Source organism: Duganella sp. OV510 (assembly GCF_900100205.1).
Classification (GTDB): domain Bacteria; phylum Pseudomonadota; class Gammaproteobacteria; order Burkholderiales; family Burkholderiaceae_D; genus Rugamonas.
In genome coordinates this window covers 23,998-46,612 of the sequence record NZ_FNEQ01000005.1, presented here as the reverse complement: position 1 = coordinate 46,612, position 22,615 = coordinate 23,998, and the positions used below count along the sequence as shown (strand labels likewise).

At 63.1% G+C, this 22,615-nt stretch carries 15 protein-coding genes; 8 read left to right on the top strand and 7 right to left on the bottom strand.

All coding sequences use genetic code 11. The annotated features are described in order from the left end of the window. Positions 1 to 6 precede the first annotated feature (6 nt). Both BLS51_RS14700 and BLS51_RS14695 read left to right on the top strand, forming a co-directional pair. The gene (locus BLS51_RS14700) at positions 7 to 2,385 is read left to right on the top strand and encodes a glycoside hydrolase family 3 N-terminal domain-containing protein (RefSeq protein WP_090184531.1); all 2,379 of its coding nucleotides are present in this window, start codon (positions 7 to 9) and stop codon (positions 2,383 to 2,385) included. A 109-nt stretch (positions 2,386 to 2,494) separates the two neighbouring features. Further along, positions 2,495 to 2,863, top strand: a complete 369-nt coding sequence (locus tag BLS51_RS14695) for a response regulator (protein WP_090184534.1) — start codon at positions 2,495 to 2,497, stop codon at positions 2,861 to 2,863. A gap of 28 nt (positions 2,864 to 2,891) precedes the next feature. Here the strand turns inward: BLS51_RS14695 and BLS51_RS14690 are convergent, their stop codons facing one another. The 3 genes from BLS51_RS14690 to BLS51_RS14680 all read right to left on the bottom strand — a co-directional run bounded on the left by BLS51_RS14690 (position 2,892) and on the right by BLS51_RS14680 (position 8,782). Beyond that, positions 2,892 to 4,562: an alkaline phosphatase family protein gene (locus tag BLS51_RS14690; RefSeq protein WP_090184537.1), complete on the bottom strand. Its 1,671-nt coding sequence runs from the start codon at positions 4,560 to 4,562 to the stop codon at positions 2,892 to 2,894. Positions 4,563 to 4,648: 86 nt separating this feature from the next. After that, complete coding sequence (locus BLS51_RS14685) at positions 4,649 to 8,200, bottom strand: pectinesterase family protein (protein ID WP_090184540.1); 3,552 nt, start codon at positions 8,198 to 8,200, stop codon at positions 4,649 to 4,651. 30 nt (positions 8,201 to 8,230) lie between these two features. Further along, positions 8,231 to 8,782 (bottom strand): VPLPA-CTERM sorting domain-containing protein, encoded by a 552-nt coding sequence (locus BLS51_RS14680; protein WP_090184542.1) that lies wholly within the window; start codon positions 8,780 to 8,782, stop codon positions 8,231 to 8,233. 389 nt (positions 8,783 to 9,171) lie between these two features. Between BLS51_RS14680 and BLS51_RS14675 the strand changes: the two genes are divergently transcribed. From BLS51_RS14675 to BLS51_RS14650, 6 genes are all read left to right on the top strand, one after another. Further along, on the top strand, positions 9,172 to 9,819 hold the full coding sequence (locus tag BLS51_RS14675; RefSeq protein ID WP_229208065.1) for a hypothetical protein: 648 nt from the start codon (positions 9,172 to 9,174) through the stop codon (positions 9,817 to 9,819). Positions 9,820 to 9,967: 148 nt separating this feature from the next. Next, the gene (locus tag BLS51_RS14670; RefSeq protein WP_139168706.1) at positions 9,968 to 11,518 is read left to right on the top strand and encodes an efflux transporter outer membrane subunit; all 1,551 of its coding nucleotides are present in this window, start codon (positions 9,968 to 9,970) and stop codon (positions 11,516 to 11,518) included. Positions 11,519 to 11,556: 38 nt separating this feature from the next. Continuing rightward, positions 11,557 to 12,705: an efflux RND transporter periplasmic adaptor subunit gene (locus BLS51_RS14665; RefSeq protein ID WP_090184717.1), complete on the top strand. Its 1,149-nt coding sequence runs from the start codon at positions 11,557 to 11,559 to the stop codon at positions 12,703 to 12,705. 12 nt (positions 12,706 to 12,717) lie between these two features. Continuing rightward, entirely contained in the window at positions 12,718 to 15,792 is a 3,075-nt protein-coding gene (locus BLS51_RS14660) for an efflux RND transporter permease subunit (protein ID WP_090184549.1), read from the top strand. An 8-nt stretch (positions 15,793 to 15,800) separates the two neighbouring features. Then, complete coding sequence (locus BLS51_RS14655; RefSeq protein ID WP_090184552.1) at positions 15,801 to 16,820, top strand: GGDEF domain-containing protein; 1,020 nt, start codon at positions 15,801 to 15,803, stop codon at positions 16,818 to 16,820. Then, complete coding sequence (locus tag BLS51_RS14650) at positions 16,817 to 17,179, top strand: hypothetical protein (protein WP_090184556.1); 363 nt, start codon at positions 16,817 to 16,819, stop codon at positions 17,177 to 17,179. The genes BLS51_RS14655 and BLS51_RS14650 overlap by 4 nt, the downstream gene beginning before the upstream one ends. Positions 17,180 to 17,254: 75 nt before the next feature. On the opposite strand, the gene BLS51_RS14645 is transcribed toward BLS51_RS14650, so the two are convergent. The 4 genes from BLS51_RS14645 to BLS51_RS14630 form a co-directional block, all read right to left on the bottom strand. Beyond that, positions 17,255 to 17,830: an NnrU family protein gene (locus BLS51_RS14645; RefSeq protein ID WP_090184560.1), complete on the bottom strand. Its 576-nt coding sequence runs from the start codon at positions 17,828 to 17,830 to the stop codon at positions 17,255 to 17,257. Between the two features lie 62 nt (positions 17,831 to 17,892). Beyond that, positions 17,893 to 18,822 carry a MaoC/PaaZ C-terminal domain-containing protein gene (locus tag BLS51_RS14640; RefSeq protein WP_175472586.1) on the bottom strand — a complete coding sequence of 310 codons (930 nt, stop codon included), beginning with the start codon at positions 18,820 to 18,822 and terminating at the stop codon, positions 17,893 to 17,895. Further along, positions 18,819 to 20,180 (bottom strand): serine hydrolase domain-containing protein, encoded by a 1,362-nt coding sequence (locus BLS51_RS14635; protein ID WP_090285768.1) that lies wholly within the window; start codon positions 20,178 to 20,180, stop codon positions 18,819 to 18,821. The genes BLS51_RS14640 and BLS51_RS14635 overlap by 4 nt, the downstream gene beginning before the upstream one ends. Further along, a complete protein-coding gene (locus BLS51_RS14630) occupies positions 20,181 to 22,574 on the bottom strand; it encodes a TonB-dependent receptor (protein ID WP_090285765.1) in 2,394 nt (797 codons plus the stop codon). Between the last annotated feature and the right edge of the window lie 41 nt (positions 22,575 to 22,615).

Genomic DNA, 22,615 nt, shown 5'->3' with positions numbered 1-22,615 from the left:
AAATGCATGACCAATCATCGCAGGCAATTCTTATCATCCATGACCGGCCTGGCCGGACTCACCGTTCTGCCAGCGCTGGCCGCCTCGGCCAAACTGCCGTATAAGGACGCTTCGCTGCCAGCTGAAAAGCGTGTCGATGACCTGATCGGCCGCATGACGCTGGAAGAGAAGATCATGCAGCTGCACTGCACCTGGCTGACCAAGGTGAAGATTCAGGATGACAAGGGCGAGTTTGTGGCCGCCAAGGCGCAGCAGGAATTCCCGAACGGGATGGGCATGCTGGCGCGCCCTTCGGATCGCCGGTTGGGGCAGGGCGCCGGCGCCGCCGGTGACGATGGCCAGGTGCTGAACCGCACGCCGCTGGAGACGGCCAACTACGTCAACGCGGCGCAGAAATGGTCGATGGAGCAGACCCGCCTGGGTATTCCGATGTTCATGCACGAAGAAGCGCTGCACGGCTATGCGGCCCGACATGCGACCAGCTTCCCGCAAGCGATCGGCATCGCGTCGTCTTTTGATACCGAGCTGACGACCAAGATCTTCAGCGTGGCGGCGCGCGAGATGCGCGTGCGCGGCGCCAACCTGGCGCTGGCGCCGGTGGTGGACGTGGCGCGCGAGCCGCGCTGGGGCCGCATCGAAGAGACCTTCGGTGAAGATCCCTATGTTTGCGGTGAGATCGGCAAGGCGGCCATCCTCGGCTTTGCCGGCACCAGTCCTGTGCTGGCCAAGGACAAGGTATTCGTCACGCTGAAGCATATGACCGGCCACGGTCAGCCGGAGAACGGCACCAATATCGGCCCGGCGGAAGTCACCGAACGTACGCTGCGCGAAGAGTTCTTCCCGCCGTTCGAGCGCGCCATCAAGGAATCCAACGTTGGCGCGGTGATGCCGTCGTATAACGAGATCGGCGGCGTGCCATCGCACGCCAGTCACTGGCTGCTGCACAAGATCCTGCGCGAAGAGTGGGGCTTCAAGGGCATTACCGTGTCCGACTACATGGGCGTGACCGAGCTGATTTCGCGCCACAAGCTGGTCGATTCGAACAAGGAGGCGGCTTTCCGCGCCTTCAAGGCGGGCGTCGATGTTGAAACGCCGGATGGCAAGGCCTTCAAGGAGCTGGGCCAGCTGGTCAAGGAAGGCCGCATCAGCGAAGGCGAAATCGATGTGGTCGTGCGCCGCATCCTGATAATGAAATTCGAAGCCGGCATGTTCGAGAATCCGTATGTGGACGCCAAGGCTGCTGACGGTCTGACCGCCACCAGGGAGGCGATCGCGCTGGCGCGCCTGGCGGCAACGCGCACGCCTGTGCTGCTGAAGAACGACAAGGGTGTACTGCCGCTGGACGGCAAGAAGGTCGGCAAGCTGCTGCTGATCGGTACTCACGCCAAGGACACGCCTATCGGCGGTTATTCGGACATTCCGCGCCATGTGGTGTCGATCCACGAAGGCTTGCAGGCCGAAGCCAAGGCGCAGGGCTTTACGCTGGCGTATTCCGAGGGCGTGCGCATCACCGAAAGCCGCATCTGGGGCAAGGACGAGATCAAGTTCACCGATCCACAAGTGAACGCGAAGCTGATCGCCGACGCGGTGGAGGCGGCCAAGTCGGCCGACACCATCGTCATGGTCCTGGGCGATAATGAGCAGACCAGCCGCGAGGCGTGGGCCGATACCCACCTGGGCGACCGCGAGACGCTGGACCTGATGGGTCAGCAGAACGATCTGGCGCGGGCGATTTTCGCGCTGGGCAAGCCGACCGTGGTGTTCCTGCTGAATGGCCGTCCGCTGTCGATCAACCTGCTGGCGGAGAAGGCGGACGCCATCATCGAAGGCTGGTATATGGGCCAGGAAACCGGCCATGCGGCAGCGGACCTGCTGTTCGGTCGCGCCAATCCGGGCGGCAAGCTGCCGGTGTCGATCGCGCGCAGTGTCGGCCAACTGCCGATCTTCTACAATCACAAGCCGTCGGCACGCCGTGGCTATATCGATGGTTCGACCAAGCCGCTGTATCCGTTCGGCTTTGGCCTGAGCTACACCACGTTCGAGATCTCCCAGCCGCGCCTGGCGAAAGCCAGTATCGCGGTCGGCGAATCGACCAAGGTGGAAGTGGAGGTCACCAATACCGGCAAGCGCCTGGGCGACGAAGTGGTGCAGATCTACATTCGCGACGACATCAGCTCCGTTACACGTCCAGTGCTGGAACTGAAGGCCTTCAAGCGCGTGACGCTGAAACCGGGCGAGAAGCGCACGCTCAGCTTCGACATCAAGCCGTCCGACCTGTGGTTCTTCAACACGGAAATGCAGCGGGTGGTGGAGCCGGGCAGCTTTACGATCCACGCCGGGTCGGATAGCGTCAATCTGAAATCGGTCAAATTGATGGTAGGGTGAACGCTCGCCGGCCGGAAGCCGCCGTGCGCGGCTAGGTGCGCTGGCGAACATACACCGTCCTGGCTCGGCAGTACGATAGCCTCACAAATTCAACAAAGTGAGGCTAATCATGGCAAGCGACAAACAGGTACTGGTGGTGGATGACAACGTGGATGTGGTGGAGTCGCTGTCGGCGCTGCTGCAATGCCAGGGCTATGAAACCGCCTCGGCCCACAATGGCTACGAAGCCTGCGACTGGGTGCGTGATGCGATGCCGAAGGCGATCATCATGGACCTGGGCATGCCCTGGATGGATGGCTTTGGCGCGGTGCGCGCGATCCGCCGCATGCCTGGCGCGCAGTCGGTCCCGATCATCGCCTTGACCGGCTCCGCCGACCGCGACTCCGCCAAGAAGGCTGTCGCGGCAGGCTTTACCCAGCATTTTTCCAAGCCGCTCAATTTCGATCACCTGAATCAATACCTGAACAGCCTGGCGTAAGCTGCGTAAGTGGCGTTAAGCGCTGCGGTTAACGCAGCGTTTCGACCAGCACGCGGCCTTCCGAGCCTGCCGGTGGGCGCAGGCGCAGCAGGTGGGCCAGCGTTGGTGCGATGTCGACTACTTCCGCATATTGGCCATACGCCCCTGGCTTGATCCAGCGTTTGCCCATGACCATCAGCGGTACGTTGGTATCATAAGCGTATGGCGAACCATGCGAGGTGCCGCTGGTGCTACTGCCGAAGTACCAGTATGGCTTGGTAATCACCATCAGGTCGCCCGACGATTCACGATTCCAGGCACGGCGCATCAGCGTGTTGATATGCGTGCCTTGCACTGCGCCGCTTTCGAACTGCGTGCGGGTGAAGGTATCGACGATGCCTTTCTGCGCCAGCAGGTATTTGGCGGCGGCGTTTTCCACCTCTTCGCGTTTCAGCTTGTTCTGCTCAGCCAGCGCATAGTCCAGATGGATGTTCGGCAGCGACCAGGCTTGCACCAGCTTGGCGACGCCAAATTTCTCCTGCAGATGCTTGTCCAGCGCGGCCATCAGCTTGTCGCCATCCAGCCGCTCGGCGTCATAGTGCTGCGTCTTGGCGAATTCCGGCGTGTTCGGGAAGCCGTGATCGGCGGTCAGCACCACCAGCACGTTATCCATGCCGACGCGTTTATCCAGGTAGTTGAAGAAGTCTGCCAGCATGCGGTCCAGGCGCTGCAAGTGGTCGTGCGACAGCTTGCTCTCCGGGCCGAAGGCGTGGTTGACGTAGTCGTGCGCCGACAGGCTGACGCCCAGCAGATCCGGCACGCCGGCCGGATTGCGGCCCAGGTTCTCGCCTTCCACCGCTGCGCGCGCGAAGTCCAGCGTCAGCTGGTCCAGATAGGGGCCGACACGCAGGCTGGCGTAGTAGCCGGCATCGATCTCGCCGCTTTCGCTGTAATAGGTATAAGGCAGGCGGTTATGGCCGCCGGCTTTTGGCGCGTTCAATTCTTCCGGGGCGTCGCCGTCGTAGGCGGCGGGCGGCAGCAGTGCCGACCAGGTCTTGCCGTAGTAGCGGTCCTGCGGCTTGGTCGCCAGATATTTGCTTGCCCATTCCGGGTGTTGCTTCATATAGTAGGTGCTGCTGGCGAAGTTGCCGGTTTTGTCCATGTACATATAGGCGGTGCCAGTTTTACCCGCCAGCAGGATCGCGCCACGGTCCTTGCCGGACACCGTGATGACCTTGCTCTTGCTGCCGGTGGCGTAACGCAGTTCATCGCCCAGCGTGTTGACTTTCAGCCTTGCCGGCGAGGTGCCGTCGCTAGGCTTGGTCTCTTCGCCGATGTAGGTGTAGTTGGTGTCTTCGGTGCAGTAGACCGATTTCCTGGTGACCGGATCGATCCAGTTATTGCCGATGATGCCGTGCACGTAAGGATAGGCGCCGGTCAGCACCGCGCTGTGGCCGATGGCGGTAACGGTCACGCCGTGCGCCTGGTGGGCATTGCTGAAGGATGCGCCTTGGTCCAGCATGCGGCGCAAGCCGCCCTGGCCAAACTGGTCGCGATAGCGCTGAACCTGTTCGTTCGGCAGGCCGTCCACCACCAGCACGACGACGAGCTTGGGCAGGGTGGAGGCGGTGGTTGGCGCCGCTGGTGCGGCATGTGCGGCTTGTAGAGCGAGGCTGGTGGCCGCGATCACGATGGCGCGCAAAGACATTTTCTTGGTCATAGGTCGTCGTCAGGTTGAATGGGGTGGCATAGCGTACCACGGGCGTGCGGCATGCTACCCCATTCGTATGACGGAACGATGACAGCTTACGGCTGAGGATTCCAGCCTATGCCGCCGCCGTAGGCTGCGAACACTTTGGCGCGGTCGGCATAGCCGGCCGCCACGTCGCTGGCGCTCAGCTGGAAGCCGCCGACGCGGGCCGCCAGGTTGATCGCTTCGCCGGTCGGCGTGGTGCTGCCGTATTCGCGCCAGCCGCTGGCCGCGCTGGCGACGGCTGGATTGGGCGCCGGCTGGCCGTTGACGCCGGCGCCGGCCCAGCCGGTAGTGGCGATATGCACGTCCATGCTGGTATTGATGAAGGCGATATTGTCCCAATAGGCGGCATTGCCGGCGCTGCGTGCGAGGTAGGTGGCGCCGGCTGGCACGTCGCCGTGCAGCGGCCCTGGGCCGGGACCATGCGTCAGGCGGCTGTTGAGGAAGACATAGCCCTTGTCACCGGCGTTGGCCACGCGCGCCTGCAGGATATAGCCGCCATTCGATGCATTGCTGGTATCGCCGACCGAGCGGATCTCGCTGTCCTCAAACAAGGCGGCGCGGCTGCTGCCCCAGATGAAGTCCACATTGCCCGCAACCAGCGTATTGGTGAACCACGACCAGCCTTTCAGGTTGAGCGTGTCCTGCTCGCTGTAGAAGTTGGCGTTCCTGGCGATCAGGCGGCCGTTGTCATTGTTGAAGTACAGCGTTTCTGCTTGCGCCGAGATGGCGCTGGAGCGCAGCGTGGTGTTCTTCAGCGTGATGGTGTCCAGTACCAGCAGGTCGGACGATTCCACCAGCAGCACCGAACGGCCGCCCGCTGGCGCGGCGTCGATGTTGGCCTGGCTGGCGCCGGAGCCGGTGTTCAGCGTGTCATGGTTGGTGTACTGGATGATGACGCCATCGCGGCTTTCGCCCTTGATGGTGACGTTGTCCTTGCCACGCAGGTAGAGCAGCTCGTTGTAGATGCCATTCCGCACGGTGATGGCTACCGGCTCGCTGGCGCCCAGCGTCTGCATGGCGAAATTCAGCGCGCCTTGCACGGTGCTGAAGTCAGTGTCGGCGGCGTCGCCCACGGTGAGGTTTGCGCCGGCGGCAGGCGCCGCCGCGCGGGTGGTGAACGACCAGTCGCCGAGTACGCCGATGCCGCTGAACGGCACGCCGCCCAGCGTCGCGCCGGTGAACACGCCGTTGGAGATGGCGACGTAGTATTCGGTGCCATAGGCCAGCTTGTTGGCGTGCGGCTTGATGGTCGCCGTATTGCCGCTGATGCTGACCGGCGTGGTGTTCACCTTGCGGACATTGGCCTGGCCGGCGTAGCCCAGCAGATCGGTTTCGCCGGACAGGCGAATAACGTCCACCAGCGCGTTATCCGTCTTGCGGAAAATGCGGATGCTGCCGCCAGTTCCCAGCGTTGGCGGCCCGTCGAAGGTCAGCTTGAGCGAGGCATCGACATGGATCGCGTCCGCATGTGATGCGGGCAGGGCGGCGCCGGCCAACGCGTAGGTCTGCGTCGGCTGCACAAACTGGGGACTGATAGTGGCCGCGATGGTGCGCAGCAGCGTTGGATCGGAGTCGCTGCTGACGGTGATGGTGGCGTTGCCCGCGCCCACCGGCGTCACCGACAGCAGCGTGCCGTTGACCGAGACCGCCGCCACGGCCGGATTGCTGGAGACGGCGCTGAACGTATCCAGCGTGCCGTCCGGCTTGACGGCGTTGACGCTGACAGCCAGCGGCGCATCGCCGACTTCGGCCGAATAGCTCAGCGTCGCAGGATTCAGTGTCAGCTGGGACGGTTTCAGCGACGGGTCGCCGATACGCACATCGTCAATCTGGAACGACTTGTTGGCGGTGTACAGGCCGATCACGCCGCGTTCCGCGAACGAGGCATCGCTGACCGTGCCCAAAGCTTCGCCGTCGAGATAGACCGTCAGCGTGCTGCCGATCATTTCAAAGCGCACGGTGTAGAACTGCGCATCCATCTGAATTGGCTTCTTGACCTGTTTTGGCCGCGTCAACGTACCCGCCAGCATGCGGGCGATTTCGACCTGCGTGCTGGTGGTGGCGCTTTGCACATTCAGGCCGGCGCCGTACCAGTTGGCGACATCCTTGTAGCGCGTCAGCAGGTACAGCAGCTTGTTGCCGGTGGTGCTGTTGGTCATCGGCTTGATGCGCGCCTCGACGTAGTAATCGCCCGACGGCACGCTGGCCATGGCAGTCGGCTTCAGCGTTGCCAGCACGCCGCCGGTCGACGCGGCGGTGTATTGCATGACGATGTTGGAGGCGCCGATGCTCTCCGCCTTGACGCTGAAGCTGCCGTTCGGACCCGATACCGGCAGCAGGTTCCAGTTGGCCATGCTGCTGTTCTGGAAGTCATCGCAGAAGTACAGGCCGGAGGCAGGGCAGGTCAGCGTGATGGTGGTGTCGGGCGTGACATTGCCGCTGCCGCTGATGGTGGAGGTCAGCTTGCCGGCGCCTGCCTGGGCGATGGCGTTGGCTTTCACCAGCGCCATTGGACGTGCGCTGTATGCATACGGCACGCTGTAGGCGACGCTGCCTGGCGTCGAGCAGCCGCTGAGCGCGGCGCCGTTCAGCACCGAGCCGCTATCCTTGAACGCGCCCGGAACGGTGCCGCCGATCGGCGTCACTACCTCATCGCAGCGCGTTACGCCGGCTATTTCAAACACATTGTTGTGCGACAGGATCTGCGCCTGCTGGCCGACACCGACCGTGTACTCATAGGGATAAGCCGGATGCGACTTGCTGCCCACGAAGTAGTTGTTGAACAGGTGGACCTGGCCATAGCGCACGCGCGGCGCGCGGCTGACGATATCGCGGAAGACGTTGTTGCTGAAGGTGATGTGCAGCTTGCCGTTGTCCGCAGTCGCCGTGTCGCTGGAACCGATCAGATTATTCTTGCGGTGCTGGCCGAAGACGTTGTACGACACCGTCACGTAGTCCGAGGCGTTGGTGATATCCAGCGCACCGTCGTGGCATTGCCTGACCTGGCCGTTCTCCACCGGCAGCTGGTCATCGGTCCTGGCGCCGTCGGTAAAGCTCACGTGGTCCACCCACACGTGGTCCGAACCGGAGACGCCGATGCCGTCGAACGCCGCATTCCAGTTGCCCAGTGCGCCGTCGCTCGGGTCCCATATCGGCCCTACATCGCATGGGTTCTCGATCTTCAGGTTGCGGATGATGACTTGCGTGACATTGGACACCACGATATGCCCATTGACGATGGCGGCAGTGCCATTGGCGCCGATCAGCGTGGTGTTGCTGGGCAGGCGTATCAGGCCGCGTATCGCCTGGTCGCCGCTGTTCGCGAACGGTACGCCTTCGGTCATGTCGATGCTGCCATTTAGCTTGATGATCTTGGGATTGACGCCGCCGCGCTGGAGCGCCGCCAGCAGTTGCGGGCGCGTCGCCACGGTATAGATCTGCGAACCGATGGCCGCCGAACCGCCGACCGTGCCGGCGCCAAAGCCGTCGGCTGGCGCGGGCTGCAATGCCGGGTCGATGGTGGCGGCTTGTACGGCGGCAGCCAGGCCCAGGCCCAGCAAAAGCGACAGGCGTAGCGCCCCCCTGAAACAGGTAAGTTTCATCTTTATGCTCCTTGAATTGTGAGAGGGTGCTTAGCTGCGGCGGCGGGCGTACAGCCCGAGTCCAGCCAGGCCGGCCATCAGCAGCCAGGCGCTGGCCGGTTCAGGCACCGCTTGCAAAATGATCGAGGTTTGCAGCGTGCTGAATTCGCCGTTCCATTCCACGCCGCTCAAGTCGATGGCGATGGTGTGGTCGTTGACGATGCTGAGCACCGGCGTGCCGCCGGTGATGCCGGTATCGGTGACACTGAAGCCTTTGATGGCCGCGCCGAGCGAGGAACCAAAGTCGAAACTGGCGTTGTAGGTCCCGGCCGGAACTGGCGTGTTGTTGTAGATGGTCAGATGACCGTCCGGCGCAAAATCAAAGCCGAACAGAAAGTCGGTGGTGAAGAATTCCGCGTAAATATTGTACGGATCGAGGCCGCTGACATTGCCGCCAGCGTAGTCATCGGCAGCGCTGAGCATGCCGCCGGCGTTGTAGCTGGCAGTGATGACGGCGTTGTGCAGCGGAGCTTCCGCCTGTGCGGTGCTGGCAGCCAGCAGCAGGCAAACTGCCGCTGCGGCTTTGCGTAGTGTGAAGTGCATTTTGTCTCCAGATAGTTTGAGTTCAACAACGCCGGTCTGCGCCGGTCGCCGGTCGGCACACCTCGCGTATGCCGTGCCACCGCAAGGAGGGCCGGGGGTGGCCGAGCTTATGGTTGGTCAAAAATCTGTGATGCGGTGGGGTGAATCTGGTTGACCAATTCTACGGTGGCCTGACCACTTTGGCAACGCGTTTGTTGTATATCCGACATTGAACTGCATGTAAAACTATTATAATTTTTAATTCATAGTTCTTTTGCTATCGAGCTAGTGTTGTAAAGAAACTTTTTTTCAGGAAAAGAGTACTTTTTTGAAGTAGATGCCGACATGAAATGGTAACTGTTGCCAAAACGCTGATAGAATGTAGTGGTGAGGAATCCTTGCAGGAGTCGATGATGATTATGGTGAACAATATTGGCGGTGCCACGCTGTCCGCAGCCCTGGTTGCAGACAAAGCACTTGCGCCTGTTAATACGGGCATTGAAAAGAGCAGCACGAACGCGGACCTGAGCGCATCGGTCGCCGCGTACTTCTCGCTGCCTGGTTTCAATGCAACCAGTCCCCTGCAGACTGATACGAGCAATTCAGCCGACACCAGCGATCAGGCGAACGCCCTGGTCAAAGCCGTGTCGGAAGACGACAGCCTGAAAGGGGCGCTGCAACAGTTCGATGACGGCCTGAAAAGGCTGGTCGAGCGTCCAGAAACGCAGATCTTCCAGGCCCGCTTCAATGCCGCTGAAAACAGCCAGAATGGTGTGAGCACCAAGGCGCCGGAAGCGCTGCTGTCGCCTGAGCCGTTGCCAGGCGTCGGCGAAGATGGCGTGCTGGGCGTGCCGCCGCCGGCAACCGAACTGTCTGCCGACACCAATCACGACGGCAAGATCAGCGAAGACGAACGCATCCGTTATGAAGCCCCGCTGACTTACCGCAGCCTGGCGCATGAACAAGCCGCTGACGCCGAAACCAACGGCCCTAGCGCTTTCTCGCTGACGGAAGTAAATCGCGCTTACGGCGCCGCCGCTCCAGCTGTGCCGGCCTGATTATTTGCCACCCGATACGACAACGGGCTTTGCCAGAAATGGCAAAGCCCGTTTTTTTATCTCCGCACGGCAATAAAGCCACACCTGTGCGGTAAAAAATGCGAATATGTTATTCAATCTATATTCATAACAGGCGCAGGAGACTGTAGTGAGAAAACGGATCTTCAGGCAATTCCATTCGCTGGCCTTGCGGGCCGGCACAGCGGCACTGATCGCCGCAGGCATGGGCGGATGCGCGCTCGGGCCGGACTTCAAGACACCTGCCGCGCCGGCCACCGCCGGCGACAGCTACACCCCGACACCGCTGCCACAGCAGACTGCGTCGTCGCCTGGTTTCGGCGGCGCGGCGCAGCAGTTTGCCTTCGGCCAGGAGATCCCGGCTCAGTGGTGGACCTTGTTTCGTTCGCCGGCGCTGGACCAGCTGATACGCAGCGCGCTGGAACAGAATCCGAACATGGCCGCTGCCGAGGCGGCGCTGCGGCAGGCGCAGGAGAACTACAACGCCCAGGCAGGCAACCTGGTATATCCGTCGGTGAACGCGCAACTGGGCGCGGCGCGGCAGAAAACCAGCGTCACCACCGCCGGCACGGCAGCCGGCGTGTATAACGTCTACAACGCTTCGGTCAACGTCGCCTACACGCCGGACGTGTTTGGCGGCACGCGCCGCACACTGGAAGGCGCGCGTGCAGCCATCGACTACCAGCGCTTCCAGGTCGAGGCGACCTACCTGACGCTGAGCGCCAACGTGGTCACCACCGCGATCCAGGAAGCCTCGTTGCGCGCGCAGTTGCAGGCCACGCGCGAAGTGCTGGATGCGCTGACCCGGCAGCAGAACGTCATCGAGAAGCAATTCGAGTACGGCGCCATTCCGCGTACCACGGTGCTCAGTCAGCGCAACCAGGTAGCGCAGATCAATGCCACCATCGCGCCGCTGGAGAAGGCGCTGGCGGCGGCACAGCATCAGTTGTCGGTCCTGGCGGGCAAGCTGCCGGGCGAGGCGGGCATGCCGCAGTTCACATTGGAGTCGCTGACCTTGCCGGAGCAACTGCCGGTGTCGCTGCCATCCACGCTGGTGCGCCAGCGGCCCGACATCCGTGCCAGCGAAGAGCTGCTGCACCAGGCCAGCGCCGCCATTGGCGTGGCGACTGCGGCGCAGTATCCGCAGTTCACGCTGAGCGGCAGCTATGGCTCGTCGGCGGCCAGCTTCGGCAAGCTGTTTGACGCCGAGACCACCGCCTGGAGCCTGGCTGCCGGCATCGCCCAGCCGATCTTCAATGGCGGCGCGCTGAGCGCCCAGCGGCGGGCGGCGGAAGCCGCGTATGACACGGCGGCGGCGCAGTACCGCGCCACCGTGCTGACCGCGTTCCAGAACGTCGCCGACACCTTGCGCGCGCTGGATGCCGATGCGGCCGCGCTCAAGTCGCAGGCGGAAGCCGAGTCGCTGGCCAAGGAGACGCTAACGCTGGCGCAGGAGCAGTACAAACTGGGCGGCATCAGCTACCTGGTGCTGCTTGATGCGCAACGCAGCTTCCAGCAAGCCCACATCAATCTGGTGCAGGCGCAGGCCGCCCGCTACGCCGATACCGCCGCGCTGTTCCAGGCATTGGGCGGCGGCTGGTGGAATCGCGCAAATGGCGTCCCGGCTGCAACGGCGGTTTCCGCCGCAGCACCGTATGGCGCCAGCGGCACTAACAAATAACTTAAAAAGCAGGAGAACGATTCATGGCCAAGCGACTGATGACCAAGCGTATGCTCATCATGGTGGGATGCGTTATTTTACTGATCGCCGTCCTCGCATTCGGGAAGTTCTTACAGATTAAAAAGCTGATCGCCAGCGCGCCCAAGCCGGCGGCGCAGGTGGTCACCGCCATCAAGGTGGAGTCGGCCGAATGGCAGCCGCAGTTGTCGTCGGTCGGCACGCTGGCGCCGGTGCGTGGCGTCGATGTGACCACCGAGATCGCGGGCATGGTGCGCGAAGTGCGTTTCAAGTCCGGCGACGAGGTGAAGGCCGGTCAGGTGCTGTTCGAACTGAATGCGGATACGGACGTGGCGCAACTGCGCTCGCTGCAAGCCGCCGCCGATCTGGCCGCAACCACGCTGAAACGCGACAAGCTGCAACTTGCGGCACAAGCCATCTCGCAGGCGCAGGTGGATAGCGACGAAGCGGACCTGAAGAGCAAGCAGGCGCTGGTCGCGCAGCAGAAGGCCGCCGTCGACAAGAAGACCATCCGCGCGCCGTTCGCCGGCAAGCTGGGCATCACCTCGGTCAATCCGGGCCAGTACCTGGAGCCTGGCAACAAGCTGGTGACGCTGCAGACCATCGATACCGTGTATGTCGATTTCTTCGTGCCGCAAAAGCAGCTGTCTCAGCTTTCCATCGGCCAGAAGCTGAACCTGAGCAGCGACGCCTGGCCAGGTGTGGGCTTTGCCGCCAAGGTGACGTCGATCAGTCCGAAAGTGGATTCGGCTACCCGCAACGTGCAGGTGCAGGCCACCGTGCCGAACGCCAAGCGCCAACTGCTGCCTGGCATGTTCGCCAACGTCAGCCTGGATCAGGGCGAGCTGAAAAAATACCTGACGTTGCCGCAGACCGCCATCACCTACAACCCGTATGGCTCCACCGTGTTCGTGCTGGCGCCGCCGGCCGGCGATGCGGCCAAGGATGCGCTGAAGGATGACAAAGGCCAGCCTTACCTGGTGGCGCAGCAGGTGTTCGTCACCACCGGCCCGACCCGTGGCGACCAGGTGGCGATCCTCACCGGCGTCAAGGAAGGCCAGACCGTGGTGACCAGCGGCCAGCTGAAACTGAAGAACGGCACGCCGGCCACCATCGACAACAAGGTGCAACCGGCTAACAGCCCGAATCCTACGCCGCAGGAAAAGTGAGGATAAAGCGCCATGAACTTTACCGATATCTTTATTAAAAAGCCGGTGCTGGCCAGCGTGATCAGTTTACTGATCGTGGTGCTGGGCCTGCGCTCGCTGTTCAGCCTTCCGATCAACCAGTATCCGAAGACGCAGAATGCGGTGGTGACCATCTCCACCACCTACTACGGCGCGGATGCGGCCACGGTGGCGGGCTTTATCACGCAGCCGCTGGAATCCGCCATCGCGCAGGCGCAGGGTATTGATTACCTGTCGTCGTCGTCGAACAGCGGCGTGTCGACCATTACCGCCACGCTGCGCCTGAATTACGATTCCAACCGCGCGCTGACCGAGATCACCACCCAGGTGAACTCGGTGAAAAACCAGTTGCCGCAACAGGCGCAGCAACCGGTGCTGACGGTGCAGACCGGCCAGACCACCGACGCCATGTACATGGGCTTCTACAGCGACACGCTGCCGACCAATAACGTGACCGACTTCCTGGCGCGCGTGGTCAAGCCGAAGCTGGACTCGATCCAGGGCGTGCAGACCGCCGAGCTGCTGGGCGCGCGCCAGTTCGCGCTGCGTGCATGGCTGGATGCCGGCAAGATGGCGGCGCACGGCGTCACAGCGGCGGAAGTCAGCGCCGCGCTGGCGTCCAACAACTATCTGGCTGGCCTGGGTTCGACCAAGGGCCAGGCGGTGACCGTGCCGCTGACTGCCGGCACCGACCTGCACACGGTGGAAGAGTTCAAGGCGCTGGCAGTCAAGCAGGAGGGGGGCGCCATTGTCCGGCTGGAGGACATCGCCACCGTCACGCTGGGTTCCGAGAACTATGACTTCAACGTCGCCTTCAGCGGTGTGCGCTCGGTGTTCATCGGTATCAAGGTGGCGCCGGACGCCAACATCCTGGACGTGGCCAAGCGCGTGCGCGAAGCCTTCCCCGGCATCAAATCGCAGCTGCCGACCGGCCTGACCGGCGAAATCGTCTATGACTCGACGGAGTTCATCAACACCTCGATCGATGAAGTGGTGAAGACGCTGGTGGAAGCGCTGGTGATCGTTACCATCGTGATCTACCTGTTCCTCGGCAGCTTCCGCGCGGTGATCGTGCCCGTGGTGGCGATGCCGCTGTCGCTGATCGGCACTTTCTTCGTGATGCTGATGTTCGGCTATTCGATCAACCTGCTGACGCTGTTGGCGATCGTGCTGGCCATCGGCCTGGTGGTGGATGATGCGATTATCGTGGTGGAGAACGTCGACCGTCATATGAAAGAGGGCATGACGCCGATGGACGCCGCCATCCAGGCCGCGCGCGAGCTGGGGAGCCCGATTCTGGCGATGACGGTGGTGCTGATTGCGGTGTACGTGCCGATCGGCTTCCAGGGCGGCCTGACGGGGGCGCTGTTCACCGAGTTTGCGTTCACGCTGGCTGGTGCGGTGGCGGTGTCCGGCATTGTCGCGCTGACCTTGTCGCCGATGATGTGCGGCCACTTCTTCGATCATAAACAGGACGAGGGCAAGTTCGTCAAGGCCATCGACCGCGTGTTCGAGAAGGTGCACAACGGCTATCTGCGGCTGTTACACAGCCTGCTGGATACCTCGGCGGTGCTGATCATATTCGGCTTCATCGTGTTTGGTCTGCTGATCGTCCAGTTCAAGATGTCGCAGTCCGAGCTGGCGCCGGAAGAGGACCAGGGCATCGTGCTGTCGCAGGTGGTGGGTGCGCCGACCGCCACGTCGGACCAGATGCAGGCCTATGCCAAGCAGATTTTCGAGGTGGCGAAATCGCTGCCGGAATACGAGCAGATGTTCCAAATCACCGGTGTACCGACCACCAATGCCGGCATCGGCGGCGTGCTGTTCAAATCGTGGGACCAGCGTTCGCGTTCGGCGCATGAGATCCAGCAGGAACTGCAGGCCAAGTGGAACCACATCGCTGGTGGTCGCGTGGCGGCGTTCCAGTTCCCGGCACTGCCGGGCAGCTCCGGCCTGCCGGTGCAGTTTGTCATCACCACCACGGAACCGTTCGAGAACCTGAATACGGTGGCACAGGCGGTGCTGGCCAAGGCACACGCGGACAACAAGTTCTACTTCGTCGACGTCGACCTGAAGATCGACACGCCGCAAGCCAAGGTGGAAGTGGACCGCGACAAGCTGGCCACGCTCGGCCTGACGCAGCAGGACTTCGGCAACGCCATGGCGGCGGCGCTGGGCGGTGGCTACGTCAACTACTTCTCGATCGCTGGCCGTTCGTACAAGGTGATCCCGCAGGTGCAGCAGGTGGACCGCCTGAATCCGAGCGATGTGCTGGACTTCTACATCAAGACGCCGACAGGTGAGATGATACCGGCCAGTACCGTGGCCAGCATCCAGTACAGCGTGCAGCCGGAATCGATCACCCGCTTCCAGCAGCTGAACTCCGCCACCATTTCCGGCGTGACCGGCTCGTCGCAGGGCGAGATCCAGCAGTACCTGCGCGACGCGCTGAAGGAAGTGGCGCCGTCGGGTTACACGGCCGACTTCTCGGGCGAGTCGCGCCAGTATGCGGCGGAATCGGGCGGCTTCCTGTTGACCATGCTGTTCGCGGTGGTGATCGTATTCCTGGCGCTGGCGGCGCAGTTCGAGAGCTTCCGCGATCCGGTGGTGATCCTGTTCTCGGTGCCGATGGCGCTGTTCGGGGCGATGACGTTTATCTTCCTCGGCTTCGCTTCGATCAACATCTACACGCAGGTGGGGCTGGTGACGCTGATGGGCCTCATTTCCAAGCACGGTATTCTGATCGTGGAAGTGGCGAACCATCTGCGCGCGTCCGGCAAGTCCAAGCGCGAGGCGATCGAAGAGGCGTCCGCTACCCGTCTGCGCCCGATCCTGATGACCACTGCGGCGATGGTGTTCGGCGTGGTTCCGCTGGTGATCGCATCGGGCGCCGGTGCGGCCGGCCGTCACGCCATGGGCCTGGTGATCTTTACCGGCCTGTCGATCGGCACACTGTTCACGCTGTTCGTGGTGCCGGCAATGTATATGTGGCTGGCGGGCGAACACAAGGCTGAAACCAAGCCCGCCGATGTGCCACCAACCGAACCTGCGCCACAGACAGCACACTGAGTATCGTCATGGGAAGTAGCAGCAAACCCGGCGCCGATCGCTGGCGCTGGTTGTCGGGAGGACGCCAGCGGCATCAGGAGGAAGTCATCCTGATGCTGCTGTGCGGCCTGACGATCATGAGCATTCTGCCGTTTGGCATTTACCGGCTATTGCAAGGTAACTGGGCCACGGCGGCGGTAGACTTCGCGCTGATCATTGCCATGTCGGCGGTGATCGTGCACGTCTGGCGCACCGGCAGCTATCAGATGGCCGGGCTGGCGGTCACCATCTTTTACTCGGCCGGCATGCTGGCCGTGGTCTATCTGCGTGGCGTGTCGCTGGTGTACTGGGTGTATCCGACCATGATCGCCGCCTACTTCGTGGTGCGTCCCGGCCACGCATTGGCGATCAACAGCGTGGGCCTGGTGCTGCTTATCTCGATGCTGTTCGGGAAAATGACGATGGTGAACCTGTCCACCATCATTGTCACGGTTGGCCTGGTCAACCTGTTCGCCTATGTGTTTGCCTATCGCACCGGCTTGCAGACGCAGCGCCTGCACACGGCGGTGGAGCTGGACTTTCTTACTGGTGTCGGCAATCGCCGTGCGCTGGACCGCAAACTGCTGGAACACGCGCAGGAGCGCAGGCCGCAACTGGAGGCGAGCCTGCTGTTGCTGGACCTGGATCATTTCAAACAGGTCAATGACCAGCATGGGCATGCGGCAGGCGACAAGGTGCTGAAAAAGCTGGCGGAGCTGATGCGGGCGCATACGCGTTCGTCTGACCGCATCTTCCGCTACGGCGGCGAGGAATTCGCCGTCATCGCCAGCGGTGCCGGTTTGAGCGCGGCCGCGCATCTGGCAGAGGGCTTGCGGGCAGCGGTGGCTTCAGCCACGCTGCTGGAAGGCCATCCGATCACCATCTCCATCGGTGTCGCCTACATGGACAAGCAGCGCCCGCCGGCCGACTGGCTGGCGGGCGCCGACAAGATGCTGTATGCCGCCAAGCAGGGCGGACGCAACGCGGTGCGTGTCGCTGAGCCGTCATGACGATGCTGACCGTGACCTTGTTTGCCGCCGCCACGCTGGCCCCAACGGCGCCGCTGCCGAAGCCCGCCGATGAACTCCTGGCGCCGGTGCTGACCGATGAGATCATCAAGAAGGCGGTGCGCGAGACCATCGCCGAAGATCCGCATCCGGCGCCGGCGAAGAAGCCGGAGGCCGGCGTATTCCGCGCCGATGCGGTCAGCACCCGCATGAGCGCTGCATTCGAACAGGCCAAGGTGCCGGACTGCCTGCACGACGACGCGCTCAAGCATCAGCCGGCCCATATCGGCCCGGTCAACGTGGTGGGGCCGTATTCGCTGCCATGGATAGTTGCCGCCGCCGTGCGCGGCAAGTGCCGCTGAAAGGGCGCGGCTCGGGCCACGCCGAGTGCGATCAGGGACTGTATAGCCTTGAGACTGCGCAAAGCTGCGGATTTGTCAGAACGGACGCACGCCGATCAGTGGCGCGTGCAGCCACATGGCGAAGACGCCGGCGCCGATGACGCCGGCGAGAATGGTCAGCGCGGTGGCACCGCCGTTGCCGGCCGGGTAGTTAGTGCCCAATGCCGCGTCGCGTTTTCGCGAGGCGCGGAACAGCAGGATGGCCCAGGCCAGGAATCCGCCGAACAGCAGAATGTCATGCAGCGTGCCGTTGGCGATCAGGTGCGCCAGCGCCCAGGTCTTGACGCCGATGGTCATCGGATGGTGGAGCTTGGCCTTGATGCCGTTGCGCGGGATGTAGGCCGCCGCCATAAAGACGAAGGCGATCACCGCCAGCAGGGCGGCGATGTGGCGGGTGGCCGGTGGCGGCGTCCAGATGACGATGGGCGCTTCGCGCGACAGGCTGTAGCCCCAGACAATCAGCAGGAAGCCGGTAATCGAAATCAGTGAATACAGGATGCGCCAGGCGATCAGGCCGATGCGCGCGCGGGTGGCGTTGCGCCAGTCTTCGGCGAAAATGCGGATCGAGTGCAGTCCGAGGAACAGGATCAGGCCCAGTATGAGTATCGTCATCGCGCTTCCCTATGGTTGGTCTGGCGTGACGATACACTGGCTGGCCGCCGCATGCAACGCCGCTAGCGCAAGTTTCCCGCCAAATGAAGCGCGTCGCCGGCGCCCGCCAGGCGTATCGGACGCCAGCCGCTGGCATCCGCAGGCGCGATCTGCACGGACAGCGCGCAGCAAGGCAGCGGCACCGGCTTGACGAAGCGGACATCGATTTCATTGAATACGATGCCTTGCTGCTTCAGCAGCTCGTAGCTGCGCACGAAGCTGCCGAAACCGTGCAGCACCAGGCTGCGGAATACCGAGCGCCGTGCCAATGGGCCGCACCAGTGAATCGGATTGAAGTCGCCGGTCAGCAGCGCGAAGCGCAGACCATCGCGTTCGTCGGCGTGCCACACGCCGGCGGTGCTCCATTGTGGCTCGTCCGCCGTGTCCCGCGCGACGCGGGCGGCACGTGGGCCGGGCAGCAGAAAACTCATATGCAGCCGGGCATCCACCAGCACCGGCTGTTGCGCCGTGCCGGTGCTGACTGCCACCACGACCTTGATGCGGCCGGGCGTTTCTTCGATCTGCTCGACGGCGGCACTGACATGAAGCGGCGTATTGCGCGGCAGCGCGCCATGCACGCGCAGGCTGACGCCCTGGTTGATCACGCTGGTCAGCTTGTACGGTAGGCGTAGCAGCAGTTCGCCGACCAGCGGCAGACTCCATTGCGATGCCATGTGCGGCAGCAGTTGGCCCGTCAACTCCTGCGCGCCGGTCCAGTCGCGATACGCTTCGACCAGTGCCGCCGGTGGCGCTGCAATCACGCGCGTTACCGGTGTAATGCGTGCGGCTGCATTCGCTGCGCCATGGTCTGCAGGCGGTGCGCCGGCGACGCTGATCGCCGGCGAGCGCGAGGCCGGGATCAGCGCGTTCAGCAGCGTGTGGGCGACCACGCGCGCGCCGGTCCACAACATCGGCAACTGGTAACGCAACAAGCCATACCGAACGACGCTCATTGCGGAATCGCTTTGATGACGGCCGCCAGCAGCATCTGCGGGTGATACTGCAACTGGCGCGGCGTCAAGCCTAAGCGCACCACCACCAACTGCTGCGACGGCACAACCGCGATACTCTGCCCATCATGGCCTTGCAGCCAATAGGTATCAGCAGGCAGCTGGCCGGGCGTATCGCCCAACGGGCCCTGACGCCATACCTGCCCCTGGCCGTATTGGCCGCCCGACGCCGGCGCCACCTGCTGCATGCCGTCGACAAAGCCCGCCGGCAGCATGCGCTTGCCCTGCCAGACGCCGTCCTGCAGCAGGAACTGGCCAAAGCGCGCCCAATCCAGCGTGTTCGCATACATATAGCTCGAACCCACCAGATTGCCGCGCGCATCGGCCTCAATCAGCGCGCTGTGCATGCCCAGCGGGGCAAACAGCCGGTTGTGCGGCAGCGCCAGAATGCCGGTCGAGGTGGACGCCGCATCGCCAGCGGCCCGTTGCCAGATGCGCGACAGCAGCACCGACGTACCGCTTGAATAACTCCATTTGCTGCCCGGCGCAGCTTCCGCCGGCTGCGCCGCCGTGAATGCAGCCATGTCGGGCTCCAGGTACAGCATGCGCGTCACGTCCGACACATCGCCGTAGCTCTCGTTGTATCGCAGTCCGCTGGTCATCGACATCAGCTGCGCCACCGTGATCTGCGCGCGGTCATCATCCTGCGGCCAGAAGCCGCTCTGCTGCAAGGACAGCTTGCCGTCCGCGATCTGTATGCCGACCAGCGCTGCCGTCACCGTCTTGGTCATCGACCAGCCCAGCAGCGGTGTTGTCGCCGCAAAGCCCGCGCCGTAGCGTTGCGCGACCAGACGCCCGCGATGGATCACCGCCATCCCGCGCATGCCCGGCCCGGCCAGCGCGTCCTGGTCCAGCAAGGCCTGCACCGCTGGATTGGCCTCCGCCTGTGAGCCGGTCGGCCACGCCACGTTGGGCGAGGGCGCCCAGATCGGAATCGGCTGGAACTGGTATTGCGACGCGAGCGCCACATCACCATCCGGCACCGTCGCGCAACCGGTGCCCGGCCGGTACACCGCCATGCCATCGCCGACGAAGCCGAAGAACTGCGTGCGCACGGTCTTGCGCTGCTGATCCACGCTTGCCTTCAGATACTTCAGCACCGGATGGCCCGGCGCCTGCACATCGTCTGCCAGCACCGCCTGGCCATCGCGGCCGGCGATAAACACATTCGAACAGACGATCTTGGCGCCGTAATTGGCGCCGACTTTCAGCAGCTCCGGCGGCTTGACGGCCAGCGTCGCCACGCCACCTGCCGCAATCAGCAGCACTGCAAGCGCAGCCAGTCCTATTTTCGATGCCATTTACATGCTTGCCCTGAATTCGACGCCGATAGCGCGCGGCGGCGTGATGTTGGAATACGGCGCACCATATTGCCTGGTCTGGCCCGCCAACGATAATATATAACGCTGATCGAATACATTATTCACGATCAGCGCGACACCGTAGCGCGAGCTTGGACTGTCCCAGCCGAGGCGCAGGTCGAACTTGCTGGTGGCGGTACCGGTTTTCAGCGTGGCCGTGCGCAGGCATTCCAGCGTGGCGGTATCGCTGTTGCAGCGCTGCGCGGTGGCGTGCGTGCCCTGGAAGTTGATGCTGGCGCGTCCCTGCTCGGTCTCCCAGTTGAGGTTGACGCCCGCCATGGAGGTCAAACGCGGCGTGCCGACCGGCTGCCCGCCGAGATCCAGCGCCACATGGCCTGCCGCGTCCAGCCGCTGGTAATGGGTGTACGTCTGGTCGATATACTCCAAGCCACCGAACAATGTCACGCGCGGCGAGAGACGGATGCGGCCATCGACATCCAGGCCATGCGCCTTCTGGTCGCTGGCGATGACGTTATAGGTCGGTATTGTGCCGACGCTGTACAGCTGGACGTCTTGCAGATTCTTGAACTTGTAGGCAAACAGCGATGCATTGATGGTGGCCTGGAGCGCCGGCAGCGACAGCTTTATACCCGCCTCGAAGTTGGTCATCTTTTCCGGCTCAAAGCTTGGGTCCCGGCCGGTGCGGGCAGGCGAGGCCGGGTTCGGCGGCGTGAAGACATTGAAACCACCCGCCTGGTAGCCGCGCGACAGGGAAGTGAACAACAGCGTGTTCTGGTTCAGCTTTTGGTCCAGCACCAGGCGTGGACTCCAGTCGCTCCATGCCTTCTCGCGCGACACCGGTGATGCCGCCAATTGCGCGGCGGTGCCAAAGATCACATTCGACGGAAAGTCCGACGCATCCACACCGGCCAGCGGCCCGAAGCGGTTGAGGAAGTCATCCAGCTGCGGCGACACGCGGCCTGGCACGTGCCAGGTCATGCGCTTCTTGTCCCGCGTGTAGCGCAGGCCGACAGTGGCGCTGGTCTGCGGCGTCAGGTGCCAGATGGTGTCGCCATACATCGACGATGAGCGCGTCCGCACCTTGCTGTAGTGCGTTTCGTCCCACGCGAACACGGTATCGGCGCTGACGCCCGGCAGGCCGGCTGCCGCCAGTCCGCCGAACAGCATGGCGAAATTTGGCTGGCCGCCGCCGAACCGGCTCAAGGTATCCAGCGTGCCGGTGGTGAGATAGGCGCCGGCGATCTGGCGCTCGTTGTTGTGGTAGAAGCTCAGGCCCGTCACCCAATCCAGCTTGCCGGTCTGGCCGGACAGCTTGAACTCCTGCTGGAAGCTGCGTGCGCGCTTGGCGTCCTGCGTGGTCAGGTGCAGGCCTGGACGCGCGGTGCCATCATTGTCGGTCAGGTTGTGCGTGTCGAAGCGCCGCCAGCCGGTGGTGGAATTGAAGGTCATGCCGTCCAGCGGTGCTTCAAGGCGCAGTGTGGCGCCATTGAACTCGCGCCCTTCGCTGCCTTGCTGGTCATTCGACAACGGCGCATCCAGCGGATTGACGAAGTTGGCGATATACGCGGCATCGTAGACGCCGCGATAGCCGCCCAGTGGCAGCGATGGGTTCTTGATCACGCCGAAAGCCGGGCGGCCATACTGTTCCATGCGTTCATGTTCGAGCGCGAGCACCAGCCTGGCCGCATCGAAGTCCTGGCGCAGTGACACGCGCGTGGCCCAGTCCTTGTCCCCGCCGGATTTTTTGCCGGTGGCGGTATTGTCGGCCCATCCCTCGCTGCCATTGCGTACCACGACGACGCGGACGGCAGTGGAGTCCGAGATCGGTGCGTTCATCATCACATCCGCATTGGCGCGGCCAAAGCGCCCCAGCTTGACGTGGGCGGCGGCATCGACCTCCTTGCCCGGTTCATTGGTAGTGATGGCGATGGCGCCGGCGGCGCTATTACGGCCGAACAGCGTGCCTTGCGGTCCCTTGACTACCTCAATGCGCTGCACGTCGATAAAGTTCATCATCGCGCCGCCGGTCTTGCCGGTGTAGACGCCATCGACGTAGATGCCGACCGGCGAGTCGGTAGCGATGCCGAAGTCGCCTGCCTGCACGCCGCGTATGCCGAACGAGGGCTGGGTGGGTTCGATGGCATCGACCGTCAGGCCGGGGATGTAGCCATTCAGATCCGCCAGGTCCTTGGCGCCCACTGCCTGGATATCCCTGGTGGAGATGACCTGCATGGTCATCGGTACTTCCTGCGCCAGCTGCTTGCGCGACTGCGCGGTGACCACCACAGACTGCACCTCATCGGCGGCCGATACCGGCGGCACGAAAAATGCCGCAGTCAGGCTAGCGGCGACCATGGTGCGCTGCGTGTTCATGTCATTCTCCCTCACGATCCTTCAGATCGGAGGAATTATGC